The following is a 16,470-nucleotide window of genomic DNA, read 5'->3' as shown; positions in this document are numbered from 1 at the left end:
TGTTAGTTTAAGATTTTATGGGGTTGTTCTTTAGTTGCATCCAGGTATTTACAAAATCCAATATCAGTGCAAGACCTGCCAATAAAAAGGATAGTGCGGCACCGGTTACGAATGCAAAATTACGGTCTGCTCCGGTCATTACCTTGTCCCTAACAAATCTATATTGATCCGTATATTCCGTAAGACTTATACTGCCATCTCCATTAAGGTCAAAAGAGTCCAGTTGCATTTCGTAATATTTCCACCTTATGAAAACAAGTGTCAAAATTAAAATATACATAGAAAAGAAGAACAAAGAGCATCTCCAAAGGCTTTTAATATAGGGGTTTTTAACTTTTTTCTCTACGAAAGCCAAAACAATAATAGCCAGTACACCAAGAATAAAACCAACAAGTGATGGGTAATTCATGAATTGTATTTTTTTTGATGTTTTAGGGGTTGTTACTTGGTGCTAACGGATTTTGCACCATCTATAACCTTTTGCTTTAAGCCTTCTTTGTAAACGATGATTTTGTCCAGAACGCATTTGTCCGAACTTCCTATAATCTGAGCTGCTAAAATTCCAGCATTTTTTGCTCCGTTCAAAGCAACGGTTGCCACGGGAACACCACCCGGCATTTGAAGAATGGAAAGTACGGAATCCCAACCATCTATAGAATTACTGCTCTTTACGGGAACGCCAATTACGGGTAGAGGAGACATAGATGCCACCATTCCTGGTAAATGAGCTGCACCACCCGCACCCGCAATTATTACGTTGTAGCCATTGGTGTGCGCATTTTTACTAAAATCAAAAAGTTTTTCCGGGGTTCTGTGGGCAGAAACGATATCTACGTCTACCTCAATGTCAAATCCCTTTAAAATATCTATGGCGTCTTGCATTACGGGCAGGTCACTAGTGCTGCCCATTACTACGGCTACTTTACTCATATGGCTATTTGCTTATAACTTTAATGGTTTCCTTTACTTGCTGCGCAATTTTACGCGCCTCGGAAATTGATTCGTTTACTATGGTTACATGTCCCATTTTTCTAAAGGGGCGGGTTTGTTTCTTGCCGTAAATATGAGGAGTTACTCCCTCCATTCCTAGAATTTCGGACATATTTTTGTACACCACCTCACCAGTGTAGCCTTCGGCGCCCACTAAATTCACCATTATACCGGCCACTTTACTTTTGGTATCACCTAAGGGCAAATCCAAAATGGCCCGTATATGCTGCTCAAACTGGTTAGTGTAGCTGGCTTCAATGCTGTAATGACCACTATTATGGGGTCTGGGAGCAACTTCATTGACTATGACTTCATCATCTTTGGTCTGAAAAAGTTCAACGGCCAAAAGACCTACATGCTGTATTTTTTCAGAAACCTTTAATGCGATTTCTTGCGCTTTGTTAGCTACCGTTTCACTAATTCGGGCAGGACAGATAACATATTCTACCTGGTTGGCTTCCGGATGAAATTCCATTTCTACCACTGGGTAGGTTTTTACTTCGCCACTTGCGCTTCGGCTTACAATAACGGCAAGTTCGTTTTTAAAGTCGATCATCTTTTCGGCAATACATTCGCCGGCCGGTAACCCCTCTAAATCTTCAATCTTGCGAACTACCTTTACACCTTGCCCATCATACCCAAATTGGGCCGCTTTCCAGATAAAAGGAAAGTTTAGACCGCCATTTATGACACTATCTTCAATCTCACTTTTATAGGCGAATCTTTGAAAATCAGCTGTGGGTATGTCGTTATCCACATAAAAAAGCTTCTGTTTCGCTTTATTTTGAATAATCCTAAGGGCTTTGGTTGGAGGAAAAACCTTTAACCCTTCTTTCTCCAATTTTTCAAGTGCAGAAACATTTACGTTTTCAATTTCAATGGTGAGTACATCTACCTGTTTCCCAAAATTGTAGACGGCATCAAAATCCATAAGGTCTCCCAGAATAAATTCGTTGCACGCTATTTTTGAGGGCGCTTCTTCCGAAGCGTCCATAACTACGGTATGGATGTCAAATTTTCGGGTTTCGTAAAGTAGCATTTTTCCAAGTTGGCCACCGCCTAGGATTCCCAGTTTAAAAGGTGATGAAAAGTACTCTGATGAATTTTCTGTAGACATGCAATTGATTTATAACTGATGCAAAAATACATCGAATTCTTAAAACGCAAGGTGTGTACTTAAAAAAGCAAAATCAAAGTGTTATATTAGCCGTTCTTTAAAAATGCGATGTGATAAAGCTACACGATAAACATTTTAAACCGTTCTTGAGCGAAGCGCAAATAAAGGCTGCCGTTAAAAAAGTAGCCGATGAAGTTGCAGCCGATTATAAGGACGAGACGCCCATTTTTGTGGGGGTACTTAATGGGGCATTCATGTTTATTTCGGATTTTTTAAAGGAATACCAACATCCTTGCGAAGTTTCTTTTGTAAAACTGAGCTCTTATCAGGGCTTGACCTCTACAGGTATTGTAGAAACACTTTTGGATGTCTCCGAAAATATTGAAGGGCGCAGCGTTATTATTCTGGAAGATATTATAGATACAGGACGCACCCTTAAAAAATTAGTGCATCTTTTTTCAAAGGCAAACGTAAAGGAATTTAGGATTGCCAGTCTTTTTTATAAATCTGAAGTATACAATGGTGAATACACCATTGATTATGTGGGTATAGATATACCCGATAAATTTATTGTGGGTTACGGTCTGGATTACAATGAACTTGGACGTAACCTTAGGGAAGTTTACCAATTAAACCAAAAACATATGATCAATCTCGTGCTGTTCGGGAAACCGGGTGCCGGAAAAGGAACCCAAGCGGAATTTTTAAAAGAAAAGTACAACCTGAAACATATTTCTACAGGAGACCTTTTCCGTTATAACATGAAAAATGATACCGAGTTGGGCAAACTGGCAAAATCATACATTGATCGTGGTGATTTAGTACCGGATGAGGTAACTATAAAAATGTTACAGGATGCAGTAGAGAAAAACCCAGAAGCAAGCGGTTTCATTTTTGATGGTTTTCCGCGAACAACTGCCCAAGCGGAAGCTTTGGATACCTTTTTGGCAACAAAAGACATGAAAATAGATGCAACCATTGCTCTAGAAGCTAATGATGAAGTATTGATTCAACGTTTGTTGGAACGCGGTAAGGTAAGTGGCCGTAGTGATGACCAAGACGAGTCCAAAATACGTAACCGTTTTGATGAGTATAATGAGAAAACCGCACCTCTTAAAGATTTTTATGAGGAGCAGAATAAATTCCATAGCGTAAACGGTATTGGTGCTATAGACGAGATAACCCATCGTTTGGGTAAGGTTATAGAAGAGCTTTAACAGCTAAATAACCAGCATTGAATAAGGAGAGTTGAAAAGGAGATAAACTTCGGTTTTTGTCCGTTTCAACTCTCTTTTAGTTTTATGAGGCTAACTTCTAAATGCATAGCATGGCAATGCTTCATGCGAAATGCGTATTTTTGCAGAAATATTGGCTATCGTCCAATATGTAAATCAGAATATTTTTATGACCGAGGGCAATTTTGTAGACTACGTTAAGATTTATGCGGAATCTGGTAAAGGAGGAAAAGGCTCCGTGCATTTGCACAGGGAGAAATACATTACCAAAGGTGGTCCTGATGGAGGTGATGGTGGCCGTGGAGGGCATGTAATCTTACGTGGCAATCAAAATTTATGGACGCTTGTTACCTTCAAGTTCAAAAAACATTTTAAATCCGGTCATGGAGCACACGGTAGTAAGTCCCGTAGTACCGGTGCTGATGGAGAAGACGTGTATTTAGATGTACCTCTTGGAACAGTGGTGAAAGACCCTGAAACGGCTGAAGTATTGTTTGAGATAACCGAGCATGGAGAGGAAAAAATATTAGCGGAAGGCGGAATGGGCGGTAGAGGTAATTGGCATTTTAAGACCAGTACCAATCAGACTCCTAGATATGCCCAACCTGGTGTTCCCGGACAAGAAGTAGAAGTAATTCTTGAATTAAAGGTATTGGCAGATGTTGGTCTTGTAGGCTTTCCTAACGCCGGTAAATCTACATTGCTGTCCGTAATTACATCAGCAAAGCCTAAGATTGCCGATTATGAATTTACGACTCTTAAACCCAATTTAGGTATTGTTGAATATCGCGATTTTCAGAGTTTTGTTATGGCGGATATTCCCGGGATTATAGAAGGGGCTGCCGAAGGAAAAGGCTTAGGGCACTATTTTTTAAGACATATTGAGCGTAACGCTACACTATTATTTTTGATTCCTGCCGATAGTAAAGATATTGGAAAGGAATACAGAATTCTTCTTGATGAACTACGAAGGTATAATCCGGAATTGTTGGATAAGGAGCGTTTGGTGGCCATTTCTAAAAGCGATATGCTGGATCAAGAGCTTCTGGCAGAAATGAGTGTGGAATTGGACAAAGATTTGGAGCAGGTGCCGTATATGTTCATTTCTTCCGTTGCACAGCAGGGTATTACGGAATTGAAAGATAAACTTTGGACTATGTTGAATAGTTAAGCAGTAGCGTAAGAGCAGCAGGTTTTTATCCGATTTATATTCTTTATATTTACTAGAGTACAGATTGGAATACGCTAAAGGTCGTTTCCTTTAAAATGAGACTATGAGAAGTATCCTTACTATACTAGTTATTTTGTTTCTAGCCTCGTGCAATACCATTCGTGTGAACTACGATTATGACAAAAACACGGATTTTACGAATTACAGCACTTACAACTATTATCCTGATATGGATACGGGGCTAAGTGCGCTTGATGCTAAACGCTTGTTGGATGCCGTAAATGAAGAAATGCAGTTAAAAGGAATCCGCTTTTCAGAAGACCCTGATTTTTTTATCAACATAGAAAGTAACTCTTTTCAAGCACCTAGGAACAACACGGTTGGTGTTGGTTTGGGGGGTACAGGCCGCAGCGTTGGCGGTGGTGTTTCCGTGGGTATTCCTGTAGGACAACCCAAAATGGAACGAGAAATTCGTTTTGACTTTGTTGATGCCAAGAAGGACGAACTCTTTTGGCAAGGCCAAGGCTTGAGCAACTTTAAGGAAAATGTGTCTCCGGAGATACGTGAAGAAAAATTACATGCTTTAGCAGCAAAGGTTTTCTCTAAGTATCCGCCCAAATAGTTCAATTAGGACTATTTATCTTTATCTCTTATGAAAAGAAGCGCCTAAATGGTTGCGTTTGTAGTGTTAAAAACTTTCCTGTGTAGGTAATTTATTATTCCATATTTTCGAATAACCTTTTTCATTTAATCATTCTAAATTGTCTAAAGAAGGTGATGAAAAATGCTTAAGGTAATTTATCTCTTCAATAAACTTAATAGTCTTTTCTAATGCCCAAGAGTGCACTGTATTATATTGATAATCATAAAATAGAAGTGGTCAATACATTCTTTGGAAAGGAAAAAGTGCTTTTGAACGATAGAACTGTTTCCAAAAAAATAACCAAACTACGTGCGGAACATACCTTTAATATTGGGGAAAACAGATATTGGATTGCACGTCGTGATTCCTCTCACGGTGAAAAAATTAACAAGTTTGAGGTTCGTAAAAACGGTTCGCCCATTTCTTTGGTAAATATATTATCTCAAAAATCTTCCAATCAGATGTTCGCCGTTGTTATTCTCTGCGGTTTAGGCTCTGGTTTTATTTTGGGAGTTATTATCTATAAGCTTCTTTGGCCTACAGTAAGCTTGTAGGTTGTTTTTCTACCCAGTTTTAATCCCCAACCTCCACACGAACAGCTTCTGAGTGACTGGAAAACTCCGGGGCATACATGCTTTGGATAGTGGTTATACCATTACTGAAGTTACCGGCATTGTTTACACGAACATCATACTCAAAGACATAAGCTCCTTTGGGTAGATAGTCAAAAAAGAAATTAGTGCTAGCGTCTTTTGTGCTCTCGTAATAGCCTAGACCATCTTGCCATTTGTAGCTAGAAATTACGTTTACCGGCTCAAAACCCGCTGCTCTCATATCTTTCATGTGAATGAATTCCATATCGCGATCAGAACGCAGTTCTATTCGTACACGGACTAAATCGCCCACTTTTAAGTTTGTGGTTTCAGTAATTTCTGAAATTTTTTCACCGGTGTCCGTATTCTTTTTTAAGAACAGTTTTTTCTTAAGTTGTAAGGGCGTTTTTGCAGATGTAATTTTATCCAAATCCTCAAAATACTGCCAATACAAAGCTCCCCACGCAATGCCATTTCCTTTTTTCTCTAGATGTACTTCTGCCATTTTTGGTTCTATTTCATTGGTGTTCCATGAGGTTTTGAAATATCCTGTTCCGGCTTCAACTTGGGTGTTTTCTAATTTTTCCGGAGCAATGGTTTGGCCTCCTAAGGTAACGTTAACAGCATCGGAAACCGAAAGCCAATCGCTACCTTTTAACAATAGGGCATAAACTGCTTCGGCAGTAGACTTGGTAGTGGACCATTGGTTGGTTTGTTTGTGCTTTAGGAGCCATACTTTTAGGTTGTCTATAGTCTTTGTGTCATTTTCTATTTCACCAAAAGCTTCTATTAAAAGCGCCTGTGTCTCAATCGGGGCTTGATACCAATACCATGATGCTGTATTTTCTTTCCAGTACATGCCCAACTCTTCTGAAACAATGCTATTCTCTCTTAAAGACTTTAAAATCTTTTTTGAAGTGGCTACTTCTTTAGCTCTATGCAAGGTTAAGGCCAACATGCCTTTTGCATACAAGCCTTTCTTGGTCCAGTATTTTTTTGCTTGGCCTAAGTAGTATTCGGTAATTTTATCGATTTTCTTTGAAGTTTTTACATCCTCAAAGAAGCTTCTCATATATAGATAATGAATCTGCATTTGACTCAGGTGGTCATTGTTCAAGTTAGAACTGAACTTTTTCATTTGTTCGTATTCTTCAATAAACTCGGTATCTAAATAGGCAATCGCCTTTTCTGTTAGCTCTTTTAAGGAAGATTGATTTTCAGACGAAGCTGGCAACGCGTTCAACTGTTTTAAATGACCTATGCCCGTTACAATATGTTGCGTAATGTATCGGTTTTCCGGCCCACCATTGAACCAAGCCCAGGCTCCAGAGTATTTCTGATTGTTCTTTAATTTATCAAGAGCACGGATTTCCTCGTTCTTCATTTTATTAAGGTCGAACAACAACGCAATTCGCTTTTTCTGTTCCGTTTCGGATTGAGCATCGCGTAACCAAGGGGTTTCTTGAATTAAAAGTGATTTTAGTTCTTGGTTCTTTTCAAGGTTGCTCAATAAAGCATCAGAATTGGCCCATTGGTCAAACACCGCTCGTATTCTTCCGTTGGAATTGGCTATATGGCTCGCCAAACGGTTTGCGTAATAACGGGAAAAGGTTTGTTCGTTACAATCGTAAGGGTACTCCATAAGATAGGGGAGTGCCTGTACGGCATACCACGCAGGGTTAGAAGTAATCTCTAAGGTAAGTTTGTGGTTTTTTAATGTAGTTGAGGTGTTGTCCTTTAATTTATCCAAGACAAAAGTTTTGTTCTGGTTGCTCCGTATCCATAACGGTAGGGTTTCGGTAACCAACTTGCGGTTGGTCAATACGGGTAGTACACTTTGTTCCCCATCACTGAAACCTTCTGCTTTGGCCAATATCGTGTATTGAACGGCCTGTAAATTTTCAGGTATTTTTAATCGCCAAGAAACTTGAGTGTTCCCTAGGCCATCTACAGTAAATGTATTTTGACCCTTGCCAATAAATAACTGTTCGGAAATGTCCTTTCCGGATAGGGCATCCACAAGAACTAGTTTAGCTTCGCCCGATAATTTTTTATCGGTTAGATTGGCAATTTTGGTGCTAATATTGATTTCATCGCCCTCTCTTAAAAAACGTGGTGCATTGGGTATGACCATTAGTTCTTTTTGGGTAACGGTTTGAAGGGTTTTTACGGCACTCTGTAAAGATTTGGTATGTGCCAACAGCTGTAGTTTCCATTTGGTAAGGGCTTCAGGTGTAGTAAAGCTAAAAGAAACCGTGCCGTCTTTATCCGTTTTCAATTCAGGAAAGAAAAAAGCAGTTTCTTGCAGGTTTTTCCGGATTTGTACCGTTTCTGAATCCTTCTCGTTGGGGTTTGCTTGTTCGGGACTTGGGTTACTCATACCCATTTCACTTTCCTCAGGAGCTTCGGGGGAGGTAATAACAACTTCTTCCAGTGCAGCTCCGTCATCGGCCATCATCCCTAAAGGTGCGGCCTCGCTACGTGACATTTTTCGCGTTAAACTACTGCGGTAGTGGTTTGCATAGCCAAAGTGCAACCCGAACCAATTAAAAGAGTCGTAGCCTTGTGGTGTATAGTTGTAGCCTTTATTCTCCAAATATGTTCTAAAGGAATTTGTTCCATAACTGGTATGTGCGTTAGCGTAAATTGTAGAATAATAATAGCCTTTTGCAAGGGGATTAAAACTCCAGTTATGCGGCCTAAAGGTGTCTAATGAGGCATCATACATACTGGCCAATAGTTCTGCCGATATTTTTTCACCTTCGGGTCCTTTTATTTTGAAGGACCAAGTTTCGTCCGTGCCCGGTTGCAGCTTGTTCCTAAATGTAGAAGTTTCAATTTCAAGGTTCGTATTAGGGTAGGGCACAGAAATGGACATGGTGCCGGATTGAAATGAGTTGTAGGCTGAAAACGTGTAATTGATGGCAAAACCACCTAAATCTTCTTCTGTTATTGGAACGGAAAAGGATTTTGAGTTTCTACTCAGGTGAACTTTACGGATGTCAATTATTTTTTGCTCTTTTTCAACAAATACGGTCACCACAAGGTCTTCTGAATTGGAGTAAACGGTAACTTCCACTTTATCTCCAACGCTATATTCAGCTTTGTCCGTTTTAATATCGAACAAACGGTTGTCCGGTAATTGCTTGTCGTTTTCACTCGTAAGTTCGGTTATGGCTTTTTCTTTGACGAGTTGACCAAATTTATCCTTGGTTTCCAGTTCAACTATATATTTGCCCGACGCCCATTTTTTAAGGTTTTTAATGCTGAATTTTTTCGATTTTTCGGTGTCGAAATTTACCTGCCAAACCAGTTTGCCTTTTTTCCAGTTTATCGCCCTGTCTTCTTTATCATAGGCTTCATGCGGAAACAGATTATGGTATTCTTCTTGGGTCCAGTTTTTATAATCCGGCACAGGCCATGCACGGGTTCTGAGTAAGTGTTTAGGCGCCTGTAATTTGTACATTTTTAATGTTCCCTTAGCTGGTATGGGCTGTCCGTTAAGGTTAGAGGTAGAAATATGTATTTTATCCTCATTTTTATCTTTATCCCATTGCTCAGGTACGGATACATTTGCGATAACGGAATGATAGCCTACGGATACAAAAGTAGTAGTGCTATGGGTTTCTCCGTTAATGTCCGTTACATCTGCCGTTATTTCATAATTGAAAGTGGGCAGATTTTCTTTTGACACACCGCTGTCCGGAATGGCTTTAAAGATAATGTTGTAATTGCCCGAAGCATCCGTTGTGGTTTCTCCGTGTGCTATTTCTTGGGGAGAATTATTGTAATACGGCATGCGCCAATAGTACCAACGAGGGAAATAAACCGCCCTTTTTACACGGTAACTTACCTTGGCATCAGTAATATTACTTCCGGCGTAGGCCGTAGCAACACCTGTTACCTTAATACTGTCATTTACTTTATACGTTTCGGTTACAGATTTAAAGGAGGTTTCAAATTTTGGGCGTTTGTACTCCTCTACGGAAAAATATTGAGTGTTATTTGCGTTTACAGACAGCGCATCTGCTTCAATAGAAAACTCACCTGTTAAACCGGAATTAGGCAATATAAATTCTCCGTTAAAAGAACCGTATTCATTGGTCGTAAACTCAAGTTCGGTTATTTCTTGGCCGTTTACGTCATACAGGGTTACGGATACACTTTCCTCTGGCTGTACTTCAGATTTTCCATCTATAGTCTCCATAAGAATACCTTTAAAGTAAACCGGTTGCCCCGGCCTGTAGATGCTTCGGTCCGTAAATAGAAAAATACGGTTAGAAACAGTGTTGCGGTCTGTTTGATTTCGCTTTTCGTTTACATAGTAGTTTCCAAAAAAGGCTTTCTCACCGTTATGGTCAACTTCAATAGTTACATCGTTCCAATTCTCATCGGTTAGGGGAATAGTAACGAACCCTGTTCTATCCGTAGTTTCGGTTCGTTTAAGGTATGGCTTGTTATAATTCTTGGTATAGGAAAAAGTTAAATTGGCACCGGTTATAGGCTCTCCGGAGTTTCTGTCTATTATTTGATAACGCTGTTCCAGATTACCCTTGGTTTCTACCAAGGCCATGTTCGTTACCTGAATTTCACTAAAAGCAAAATCGCTTTTGTTTTTGGTTTCTGGGGAAGCTAGAATAATGTACTGCCCGTTTTCCAAAGGAGGAAGGAATACCTCCATACCATGTTGCTGGTAGTCTTTTTCATTTTTAACAGGGGCATTCCAACTTTTTACTTCCTTTAATTTTTTTATAAAAGCAAGTTGTTTTTTCTGCGGATAAAGACGGTTCAGTTCCTTTGCTTGCCCCTCGTTGACCCTGTAGGCAGTTAATTGCAAAGAGGTCAAGTTCTTATAATTTACCAGTAATTTTGAAGGTTTGTTTACTGGAATTTGTCGTTCGGTAATAATAGATATGCTTGGGGCAACAATCTGCGAACGTAATGACTTGCATTTTTCCGCTCCCATACTGTCTGGGAACCGAGCAATAACGGCATCACATAGGGACAGAGCTTCTTTGAGCTTCCAACGGGTTTCTCCGGCAGCTTCAGGACTGAATGTTTGTCCCAAGTTTTGATAGAGCTTGGCAAGCTCGTAATTGTAAAGTGAGGAAAGCTCGCTATGCTTTAGGCTTTCTGCTGAATTCTTTAAAGTTTCTTCGTAATAGGTTTCTTTATTTGTAAAAGTGGCGTTCTGGTATACAAAGTTTAAACGCTCAATATCTGCCATGACCAAGGGTTCTAGCTCTGGTTCATCAAAATGAAACGTAATCAATTCTTGATATACATTTAGCGCTTTGGCCTGCAACGAAGTATCATCGTCCGTAGTTAGGTCATGATGAATAAATTGATACGCCTCACATAGGGTTTCCGGGTCGTTTATCTCATATTTATCCGCAGGGCGCGTAATGGAGTTTTCATTGGTTTTATAGAATTGAAGCGCCGTATGTGCGAGCAGGTCGTAAAGAGTAGGGCGAAATTTCTCCGAGTCTTTTTGTTGGTTTAATAATTCGTCGACTGTCTTTATATTGGTTTTTTGAAGCTCTTTTTCATTCTCTAAAGATGCCTTAAAATGAATGTCTATTTCGTGAAACAAAGTGGTAAGGTCCCAAGTCCTGAAATCTAGACTGTCTACCTTGGTTTCGGTTGCAGTCCTGTTATAAAATTGATAGCGGTTTTGCTGAAAATATTGCCAGTAAAGATTGGCCAAATAGCTTTCTAGAACGTTTTTTGTTGGGGTCTCCGCTTTGTCTATTTCTTCTTTAAATCGATTAATAATATGCAATTGCGCATCTTCTTCCAAGGTCATCGCATACTTGGATACGAATAACAATGATTTTACAATCTGCTCTGAATTTTTTTCTTTCTCAGCTTTTGCCGAAATGGTTTCAACCAACTTTAAAGCAGATTTGGTCAATGCTTCGCGCTCTAGCTTTTGGACTTCTTCCCAAAGCGATGTATAGGAGTCTCCGTTATTTTGAGCTGTTAGCATTTGCGAAAAAAGGATTACGGTGAATATGAGGGAGAATCTTTTCATAGTATAAAATTACGGAACAAAACTGTGCAAAATCGGTGCCAATAAAAACTATAAATGAGTGAACGCTACCATCCGGTTAGGGAATAGGTTTTTAAGTTTGTGGGAAATAGCCTGCAAGAGGGGATTTTAAGGTGCGTATGAGATAAATAATATGTTTTTAGGGCTCACCCTGCCTGTGTCATCAAGCTATTTTTGAATGAACTAAAACCTATATGATGGATAATAATTTTATTGATAGTTGGGCTTCATCCCTCAAATCTACATTTGTACTATTCTTTGTTCTGATTGTTTTATTGATAATAGCTTCATAAACCATCCGCTTACAGACTTTTTAAAAGTCCCCCGTCTATTGGAATTTGAGTGCCTGTAATGTAAGCCGCATGGTCCGATGCCAAAAAGGTTGACAGATACCCATATTCTTTTGGGTCTCCAATGCGTTTTACGGGAACTCTTGATTCCATGTCAGCAAGTACTTCACCTTCAGAAATACCTAATTGTTCTGCTTTCTTGGCGTTTAATTGTTCTATACGCTCCGTGTCAAAATAACCCGTAAGAATGCTGTTTACGGTAATATGATATTGCCCAACGTCATTGGCCAGAGATTTGGCCCAAGTTACAACAGCTGCCCTGATTGTATTTGACAGTGCCAAATAGGACAAAGGTTCTTTTACGGAAACCGAAGCTACATTGATAATTCTTCCCCACTTATTGGTTTTCATGTGTTCCAGGGCCAATTCTGTGGTGTACGAAACGGTCTTAAACAACAAATCAAAAGCTTCTTGATAATCGGAAGTCTGTTTTTCTAGGGCACTACCGGCCGAAGGACCTTGCGTATTGTTGACTAGAATATCTACACTGTTCGTTTGAAAGTAATTGTAAATCGTTTCACGATAGCTATGGAAATCTGAAAAGTCCACGACCAGATAATTATGTGCTTGGTCTTGATCTGTAGGTAGGTTGCTCACAATTTTCTGTAACTTTTCTTCACTGCGGGACATTAGCGTTACACTTGCTCCACTTTCGGCCAATTGTTGTGCTATTGCTTTTCCTATTCCGCCTGAGCTACCGCCAACCAATGCTTTTTTGCCTTTTAAAGTGATGTTCATATGATACGATTTATGGGTGTTTGTACTTTGATTCTCTATTTGTATTCTTCTCTTGCCGGACTAAATACATCAATAAGTTTGCACGGTGTAAGTGCCTTGCCACTATGCGGACTATGGGGAGGTATAATTACAATGTCATTGGCTTCATAGATTTTTGTATTGCCATCAAGCGTAAACTCGAAACGGCCTTCTTGTACGTGCATAATTTGCTCGTTCATGTGCGAGTGTTCGGGTACTACGGCACCTTCTTCAACAGTCCAAAAAGCAATGGACATATTTTCGGAATGTACCAGTTTACCGTGGTAACCCGGCATAATTTCTTTTGATGGGATAGTAGATAGGTTCATAAACTGAAATTTCTTTAACGAAGATAAAAAGAATAGCAACAGAAATGAAAAGCCCCGAACCCTATTTAGGTATTCGGGGCAAAGTTTAGGATGGGTAATTATCGTTTAAGTGAATTCTATTTTTTTTGTCTGTTCAGTGTATGACAGCTATTCCCATTTTACGACTACCAATTCGCATCTCCTGTTCCACTCATGGTCCTCTTCGGAGCAGCTTTCTTCGGTCTCGCACTTTACGATGGGTTGAGACTCTCCGTACCCTTTAGCGATGATGCGTTTTTCTTCAATACCGTTTTTCACCATGAACTCTTTGGCGGAGTCGGCACGTTTTTGCGATAGGTTTCGGTTATATTCGGAGTTACCTCTAATATCAGTATGGGTGCCGATTTCAATGACCATTCCAGGGTTGTTTTTCATTATAGCAACTACTTTTGACAAGCGTTCCCTGGCTTCACGTCTTACGTACCAAAGACTATAATCAAAGTGAATTTCTTCGGTTTTGATAATGATGCGCTCATTTTCTTTAACGATGGCATCCTCTTTAGCTATCGCAGTTTCAATTTTTTTTAAACGCTCTCTTTCTTCTTTCTCTTGTGTAGCCTTTTCTTGCAGGGCCACTTCTTTTTCTTTTTGAATGCGCTCAACTTCCGCTGCTTTTTCCCGCTCTTTTCTTTTGGCTTCTTGGACTAAGGCCAATTTTTCGGCTTCTTCTTTTTTAGCTAAAAGTTCTTTTGCCTTTTGGGCTTCTCTTTCCGCTACCGAGAACAAGGTTAGGGAACCGTCTTTTATGGCATTTCTTTCCGTATCTGAAATAATGGATTTGGAATTATCCTCGTAGCCTTCTTTTCTAGCTTTTATAAGATATTCTTGGCTACATTCAATTTGAAATTTAAAGGAAGCATCGGTTGAGGTGGTTATCATTTCAAGGCGGTTGCCGTTAGCGTCCAAAAGTTCTATTGTTGCGTTGGGCAATGGAATTCGGGTGGTTTTGTCCGTTAGGATTCCGGCAAGAAACTGCTTGCAATCTTCTATAAGTAGGGGCTTGGTTTCAGCAAAGGAATAGATGTCATCACTACCTTTTCCACCAGGACGATTGGATGAAAAATATCCCGTATTGCCGTTGTGGTCCAGTGATAATGAAAAATCATCATAACCGCTGTTTATCGGCAGACCAAGGTTGTCCGGTTTTTCAAATTCTCCGTTGTTTTCTTTTGAAATAAATATATCTAAAAGTCCAAAACCGGGATGGCCGTTTGAGGCAAAATAAAGATTGCCTTGGTTGTCCAGAAAAGGGAATTGTTCTTTTTTATCCGTGTTGATGGTCTTTCCCAAGTTTACCGGAGTACCAAAGAATCCGTCTTTTTGAATGGTTACCGAATAGAGGTCAAAAGACCCGAAACCACCTTCACGGTCAGATGAAAAATAAAGCTTGGTTTCATCCGGACTTAACGCGGGGTGTTCCGTAGAAAAATCATCACTGTTAAAAGGGAGCGTGATGATGTTTTTCCATTCGCCATTTACAAATTCCGCACGATAGATTTTTAGGTTACTGATTTTATCTTCTTCCGTTTTCTTTTTACTGTTTCGGGTAAAATAAATGGTTTTTCGGTCTTTGGTAATGGCAAAAGTACCCTCGTGCATCTTGGAGTTGATAACAGTGCTTAGTGGAGTACTTAAGCTATCTCCCGCGCTAATCTCTGTAATCGGGTGGGTGTAAAGGTCCAGATAATTTTCATTGTTCCACCGGTACAATTTAGGTAGTCCGGAAGACCGCTTTCTGGAAGCGCTGTACACTAAATTAGAATCTATGCGTGCCGCGCCAAATTCTGATGTGGAGGTATTGATATTGAGATTTTCAATATTAAAACGTTCCCCTATGGCAGCTACGTTTTCAATATAGGTGTAGTTGTTTTCAATTTGAATGGTCTTATCGTTTTGCCCTTGCTCGATATAAAAATCAATGAGGACTTTTTTAGCTTTTTCGTACTCACCAATCGACTTTAAGGACTGGTTCAATTTAAAATGATAGCTTTCATCTATGTTGGTTCCGTAGTTGGAAATGAGATATCCGTACCAACGGGCGGCAGCTTTCATATCAAAAGTATGGTAATAACTGTCGGCTAGGTTTTTTATAAGTTTTGAGCTCTTGTTTCGAGGCAATAATTGCTCGTATAACGGAATAGCATCACTGTAATACGCCCGTTCAAAGTAAGTATCTGCACGCTTTAGTTCCTGTTGGCCATAGGTCGGTAAGGTTAGACCTACAATAAACCATATGAAGAGTATCTTTTTCATGTTTAGTAGAATCTAGGGGATTTGTCGTATCCTTTGCCGAGGCCCAGTAAATCGAGATTAAAGAGAACAAAAATTTCATGTGAACCGGAACTGTAGGTACTTAGGTTGGATAATGTATAATCATAAGCATAACCTATGCGCAACGCCGGTGTTGCCGCTATATTGAACATGGCACTAACCGAATCTTCCAGACGATAGGATAGTCCGCCTTCAAACCGATTTAAGAAAAGGGCATTAAGCGAGAGATCTACGGTTAAAGGGGCACCCTGTACCATTTTGGCAAGTGCCGAAGGTTTCAATTTTATATCCGGACTCAATTCATACACATAACCCGATGTGAGAAAAAGGTGAATTTTCTCCGAACCAATACGGTTAATGCCATCTTTATTTTCTAGATGTTTTGTGGTTAAAAGGTTTGGTGCGGAAACACCGGCATAAAAATTCTGCCTATGGTAAAAGGCACCCACACCAATATTGGGAAAAGTACTGTTCAAGTTTTCGTTGAAAGCAGGGTCATCTTGAAATTCAGGAAGTCTAAAACCGTTAAAGTTGGTCTCAAAAGTGGTAAAGCCTCCTTTAAGGCCTAATGAAATATTGCTCTTGTCATCTAACTTTAGAATATAGGCAAAGTCCGCATAGATATTATTTTCCTTTAAAGCGCCATCACCAATATTATCGGTAATAAAAGAGATTCCCATTTCAATTTTATCGCTCATGGGTGCATGTGCAAAAAAAGTGAGCGTTGTAGGGCTTCCAACCGCATTTTTCCATTGGGAGCGGTATAATGACCCAAAATTGAGCATGCCCAGCTCATTGGTCGTGTAGGCCGGATTAACGACGCTCATATTGTACATGTACTGTGTGTACTGGGGATCTTGTTGTCCATGGGTCGCAGCACATACCAACATCAGGAAAATAAAATAACGTTTTATTTCTTTCATG

The 16,470-nt window shown here is 39.8% G+C and carries 12 protein-coding genes; 4 read left to right on the top strand and 8 right to left on the bottom strand.

Annotated elements, in window-relative coordinates:
• Window positions 1-7: 7 nt before the first annotated feature.
• The 3 genes from H9565_RS06665 to H9565_RS06655 are packed head-to-tail and all read right to left on the bottom strand — an operon-like array spanning window position 8 to window position 2,107.
• A complete protein-coding gene (locus H9565_RS06665) occupies window positions 8-409 on the bottom strand; it encodes a hypothetical protein (protein WP_215438438.1) in 402 nt (133 codons plus the stop codon).
• 32 nt (window positions 410-441) lie between these two features.
• The gene (gene purE / locus H9565_RS06660; protein ID WP_215438437.1) at window positions 442-930 is read right to left on the bottom strand and encodes a 5-(carboxyamino)imidazole ribonucleotide mutase; all 489 of its coding nucleotides are present in this window, start codon (window positions 928-930) and stop codon (window positions 442-444) included.
• A gap of 4 nt (window positions 931-934) precedes the next feature.
• Window positions 935-2,107: a 5-(carboxyamino)imidazole ribonucleotide synthase gene (locus tag H9565_RS06655; RefSeq protein ID WP_215438436.1), complete on the bottom strand. Its 1,173-nt coding sequence runs from the start codon at window positions 2,105-2,107 to the stop codon at window positions 935-937.
• A gap of 110 nt (window positions 2,108-2,217) precedes the next feature.
• On the opposite strand from H9565_RS06655, the gene H9565_RS06650 reads away from it, so the two are divergent.
• From H9565_RS06650 to H9565_RS06635, 4 genes are all read left to right on the top strand, one after another.
• Window positions 2,218-3,324, top strand: coding sequence for an adenylate kinase (locus tag H9565_RS06650; RefSeq protein WP_215438435.1), 1,107 nt, complete (start codon window positions 2,218-2,220; stop codon window positions 3,322-3,324).
• Between the two features lie 187 nt (window positions 3,325-3,511).
• Window positions 3,512-4,513, top strand: a complete 1,002-nt coding sequence (gene obgE / locus H9565_RS06645) for a GTPase ObgE (protein WP_215438730.1) — start codon at window positions 3,512-3,514, stop codon at window positions 4,511-4,513.
• 103 nt (window positions 4,514-4,616) lie between these two features.
• Complete coding sequence (locus H9565_RS06640) at window positions 4,617-5,135, top strand: DUF4136 domain-containing protein (protein ID WP_215438434.1); 519 nt, start codon at window positions 4,617-4,619, stop codon at window positions 5,133-5,135.
• 209 nt (window positions 5,136-5,344) lie between these two features.
• Complete coding sequence (locus tag H9565_RS06635; protein WP_215438433.1) at window positions 5,345-5,710, top strand: hypothetical protein; 366 nt, start codon at window positions 5,345-5,347, stop codon at window positions 5,708-5,710.
• A gap of 19 nt (window positions 5,711-5,729) precedes the next feature.
• Here the strand turns inward: H9565_RS06635 and H9565_RS06630 are convergent, their stop codons facing one another.
• The 5 genes from H9565_RS06630 to H9565_RS06610 form a co-directional block, all read right to left on the bottom strand.
• Window positions 5,730-11,783, bottom strand: a complete 6,054-nt coding sequence (locus H9565_RS06630) for an alpha-2-macroglobulin family protein (RefSeq protein ID WP_215438432.1) — start codon at window positions 11,781-11,783, stop codon at window positions 5,730-5,732.
• Between the two features lie 320 nt (window positions 11,784-12,103).
• A complete protein-coding gene (locus tag H9565_RS06625) occupies window positions 12,104-12,889 on the bottom strand; it encodes an SDR family oxidoreductase (protein ID WP_215438431.1) in 786 nt (261 codons plus the stop codon).
• 35 nt (window positions 12,890-12,924) lie between these two features.
• Entirely contained in the window at window positions 12,925-13,236 is a 312-nt protein-coding gene (locus H9565_RS06620) for a cupin domain-containing protein (RefSeq protein ID WP_215438430.1), read from the bottom strand.
• A 147-nt stretch (window positions 13,237-13,383) separates the two neighbouring features.
• On the bottom strand, window positions 13,384-15,528 hold the full coding sequence (locus tag H9565_RS06615; RefSeq protein ID WP_215438429.1) for an OmpA family protein: 2,145 nt from the start codon (window positions 15,526-15,528) through the stop codon (window positions 13,384-13,386).
• Between the two features lie 2 nt (window positions 15,529-15,530).
• Window positions 15,531-16,469: a PorP/SprF family type IX secretion system membrane protein gene (locus H9565_RS06610; protein WP_215438428.1), complete on the bottom strand. Its 939-nt coding sequence runs from the start codon at window positions 16,467-16,469 to the stop codon at window positions 15,531-15,533.
• Between the last annotated feature and the right edge of the window lies 1 nt (window position 16,470).

It is taken from the genome of Zobellia russellii (assembly GCF_018728565.1).
In the GTDB taxonomy this organism is placed as follows: domain Bacteria; phylum Bacteroidota; class Bacteroidia; order Flavobacteriales; family Flavobacteriaceae; genus Zobellia; species Zobellia russellii.
The sequence above is the reverse complement of the archived record's forward strand: the minus strand, read 5'-3'. Positions and strand labels throughout refer to the sequence as shown.

Coding starts and splice junctions, on each gene's coding strand:
- H9565_RS06665 (WP_215438438.1), bottom strand. CDS start 409: ATGAATTACCCATCACTTGTTGGTTTTATTCTTGGTGTACTGGCTATT.
- purE (WP_215438437.1), bottom strand. CDS start 930: ATGAGTAAAGTAGCCGTAGTAATGGGCAGCACTAGTGACCTGCCCGTA.
- H9565_RS06655 (WP_215438436.1), bottom strand. CDS start 2,107: ATGTCTACAGAAAATTCATCAGAGTACTTTTCATCACCTTTTAAACTG.
- obgE (WP_215438730.1), top strand. CDS start 3,512: ATGACCGAGGGCAATTTTGTAGACTACGTTAAGATTTATGCGGAATCT.
- H9565_RS06640 (WP_215438434.1), top strand. CDS start 4,617: ATGAGAAGTATCCTTACTATACTAGTTATTTTGTTTCTAGCCTCGTGC.
- H9565_RS06635 (WP_215438433.1), top strand. CDS start 5,345: ATGCCCAAGAGTGCACTGTATTATATTGATAATCATAAAATAGAAGTG.
- H9565_RS06630 (WP_215438432.1), bottom strand. CDS start 11,783: ATGAAAAGATTCTCCCTCATATTCACCGTAATCCTTTTTTCGCAAATG.
- H9565_RS06625 (WP_215438431.1), bottom strand. CDS start 12,889: ATGAACATCACTTTAAAAGGCAAAAAAGCATTGGTTGGCGGTAGCTCA.
- H9565_RS06620 (WP_215438430.1), bottom strand. CDS start 13,236: ATGAACCTATCTACTATCCCATCAAAAGAAATTATGCCGGGTTACCAC.
- H9565_RS06615 (WP_215438429.1), bottom strand. CDS start 15,528: ATGAAAAAGATACTCTTCATATGGTTTATTGTAGGTCTAACCTTACCG.
- H9565_RS06610 (WP_215438428.1), bottom strand. CDS start 16,469: ATGAAAGAAATAAAACGTTATTTTATTTTCCTGATGTTGGTATGTGCT.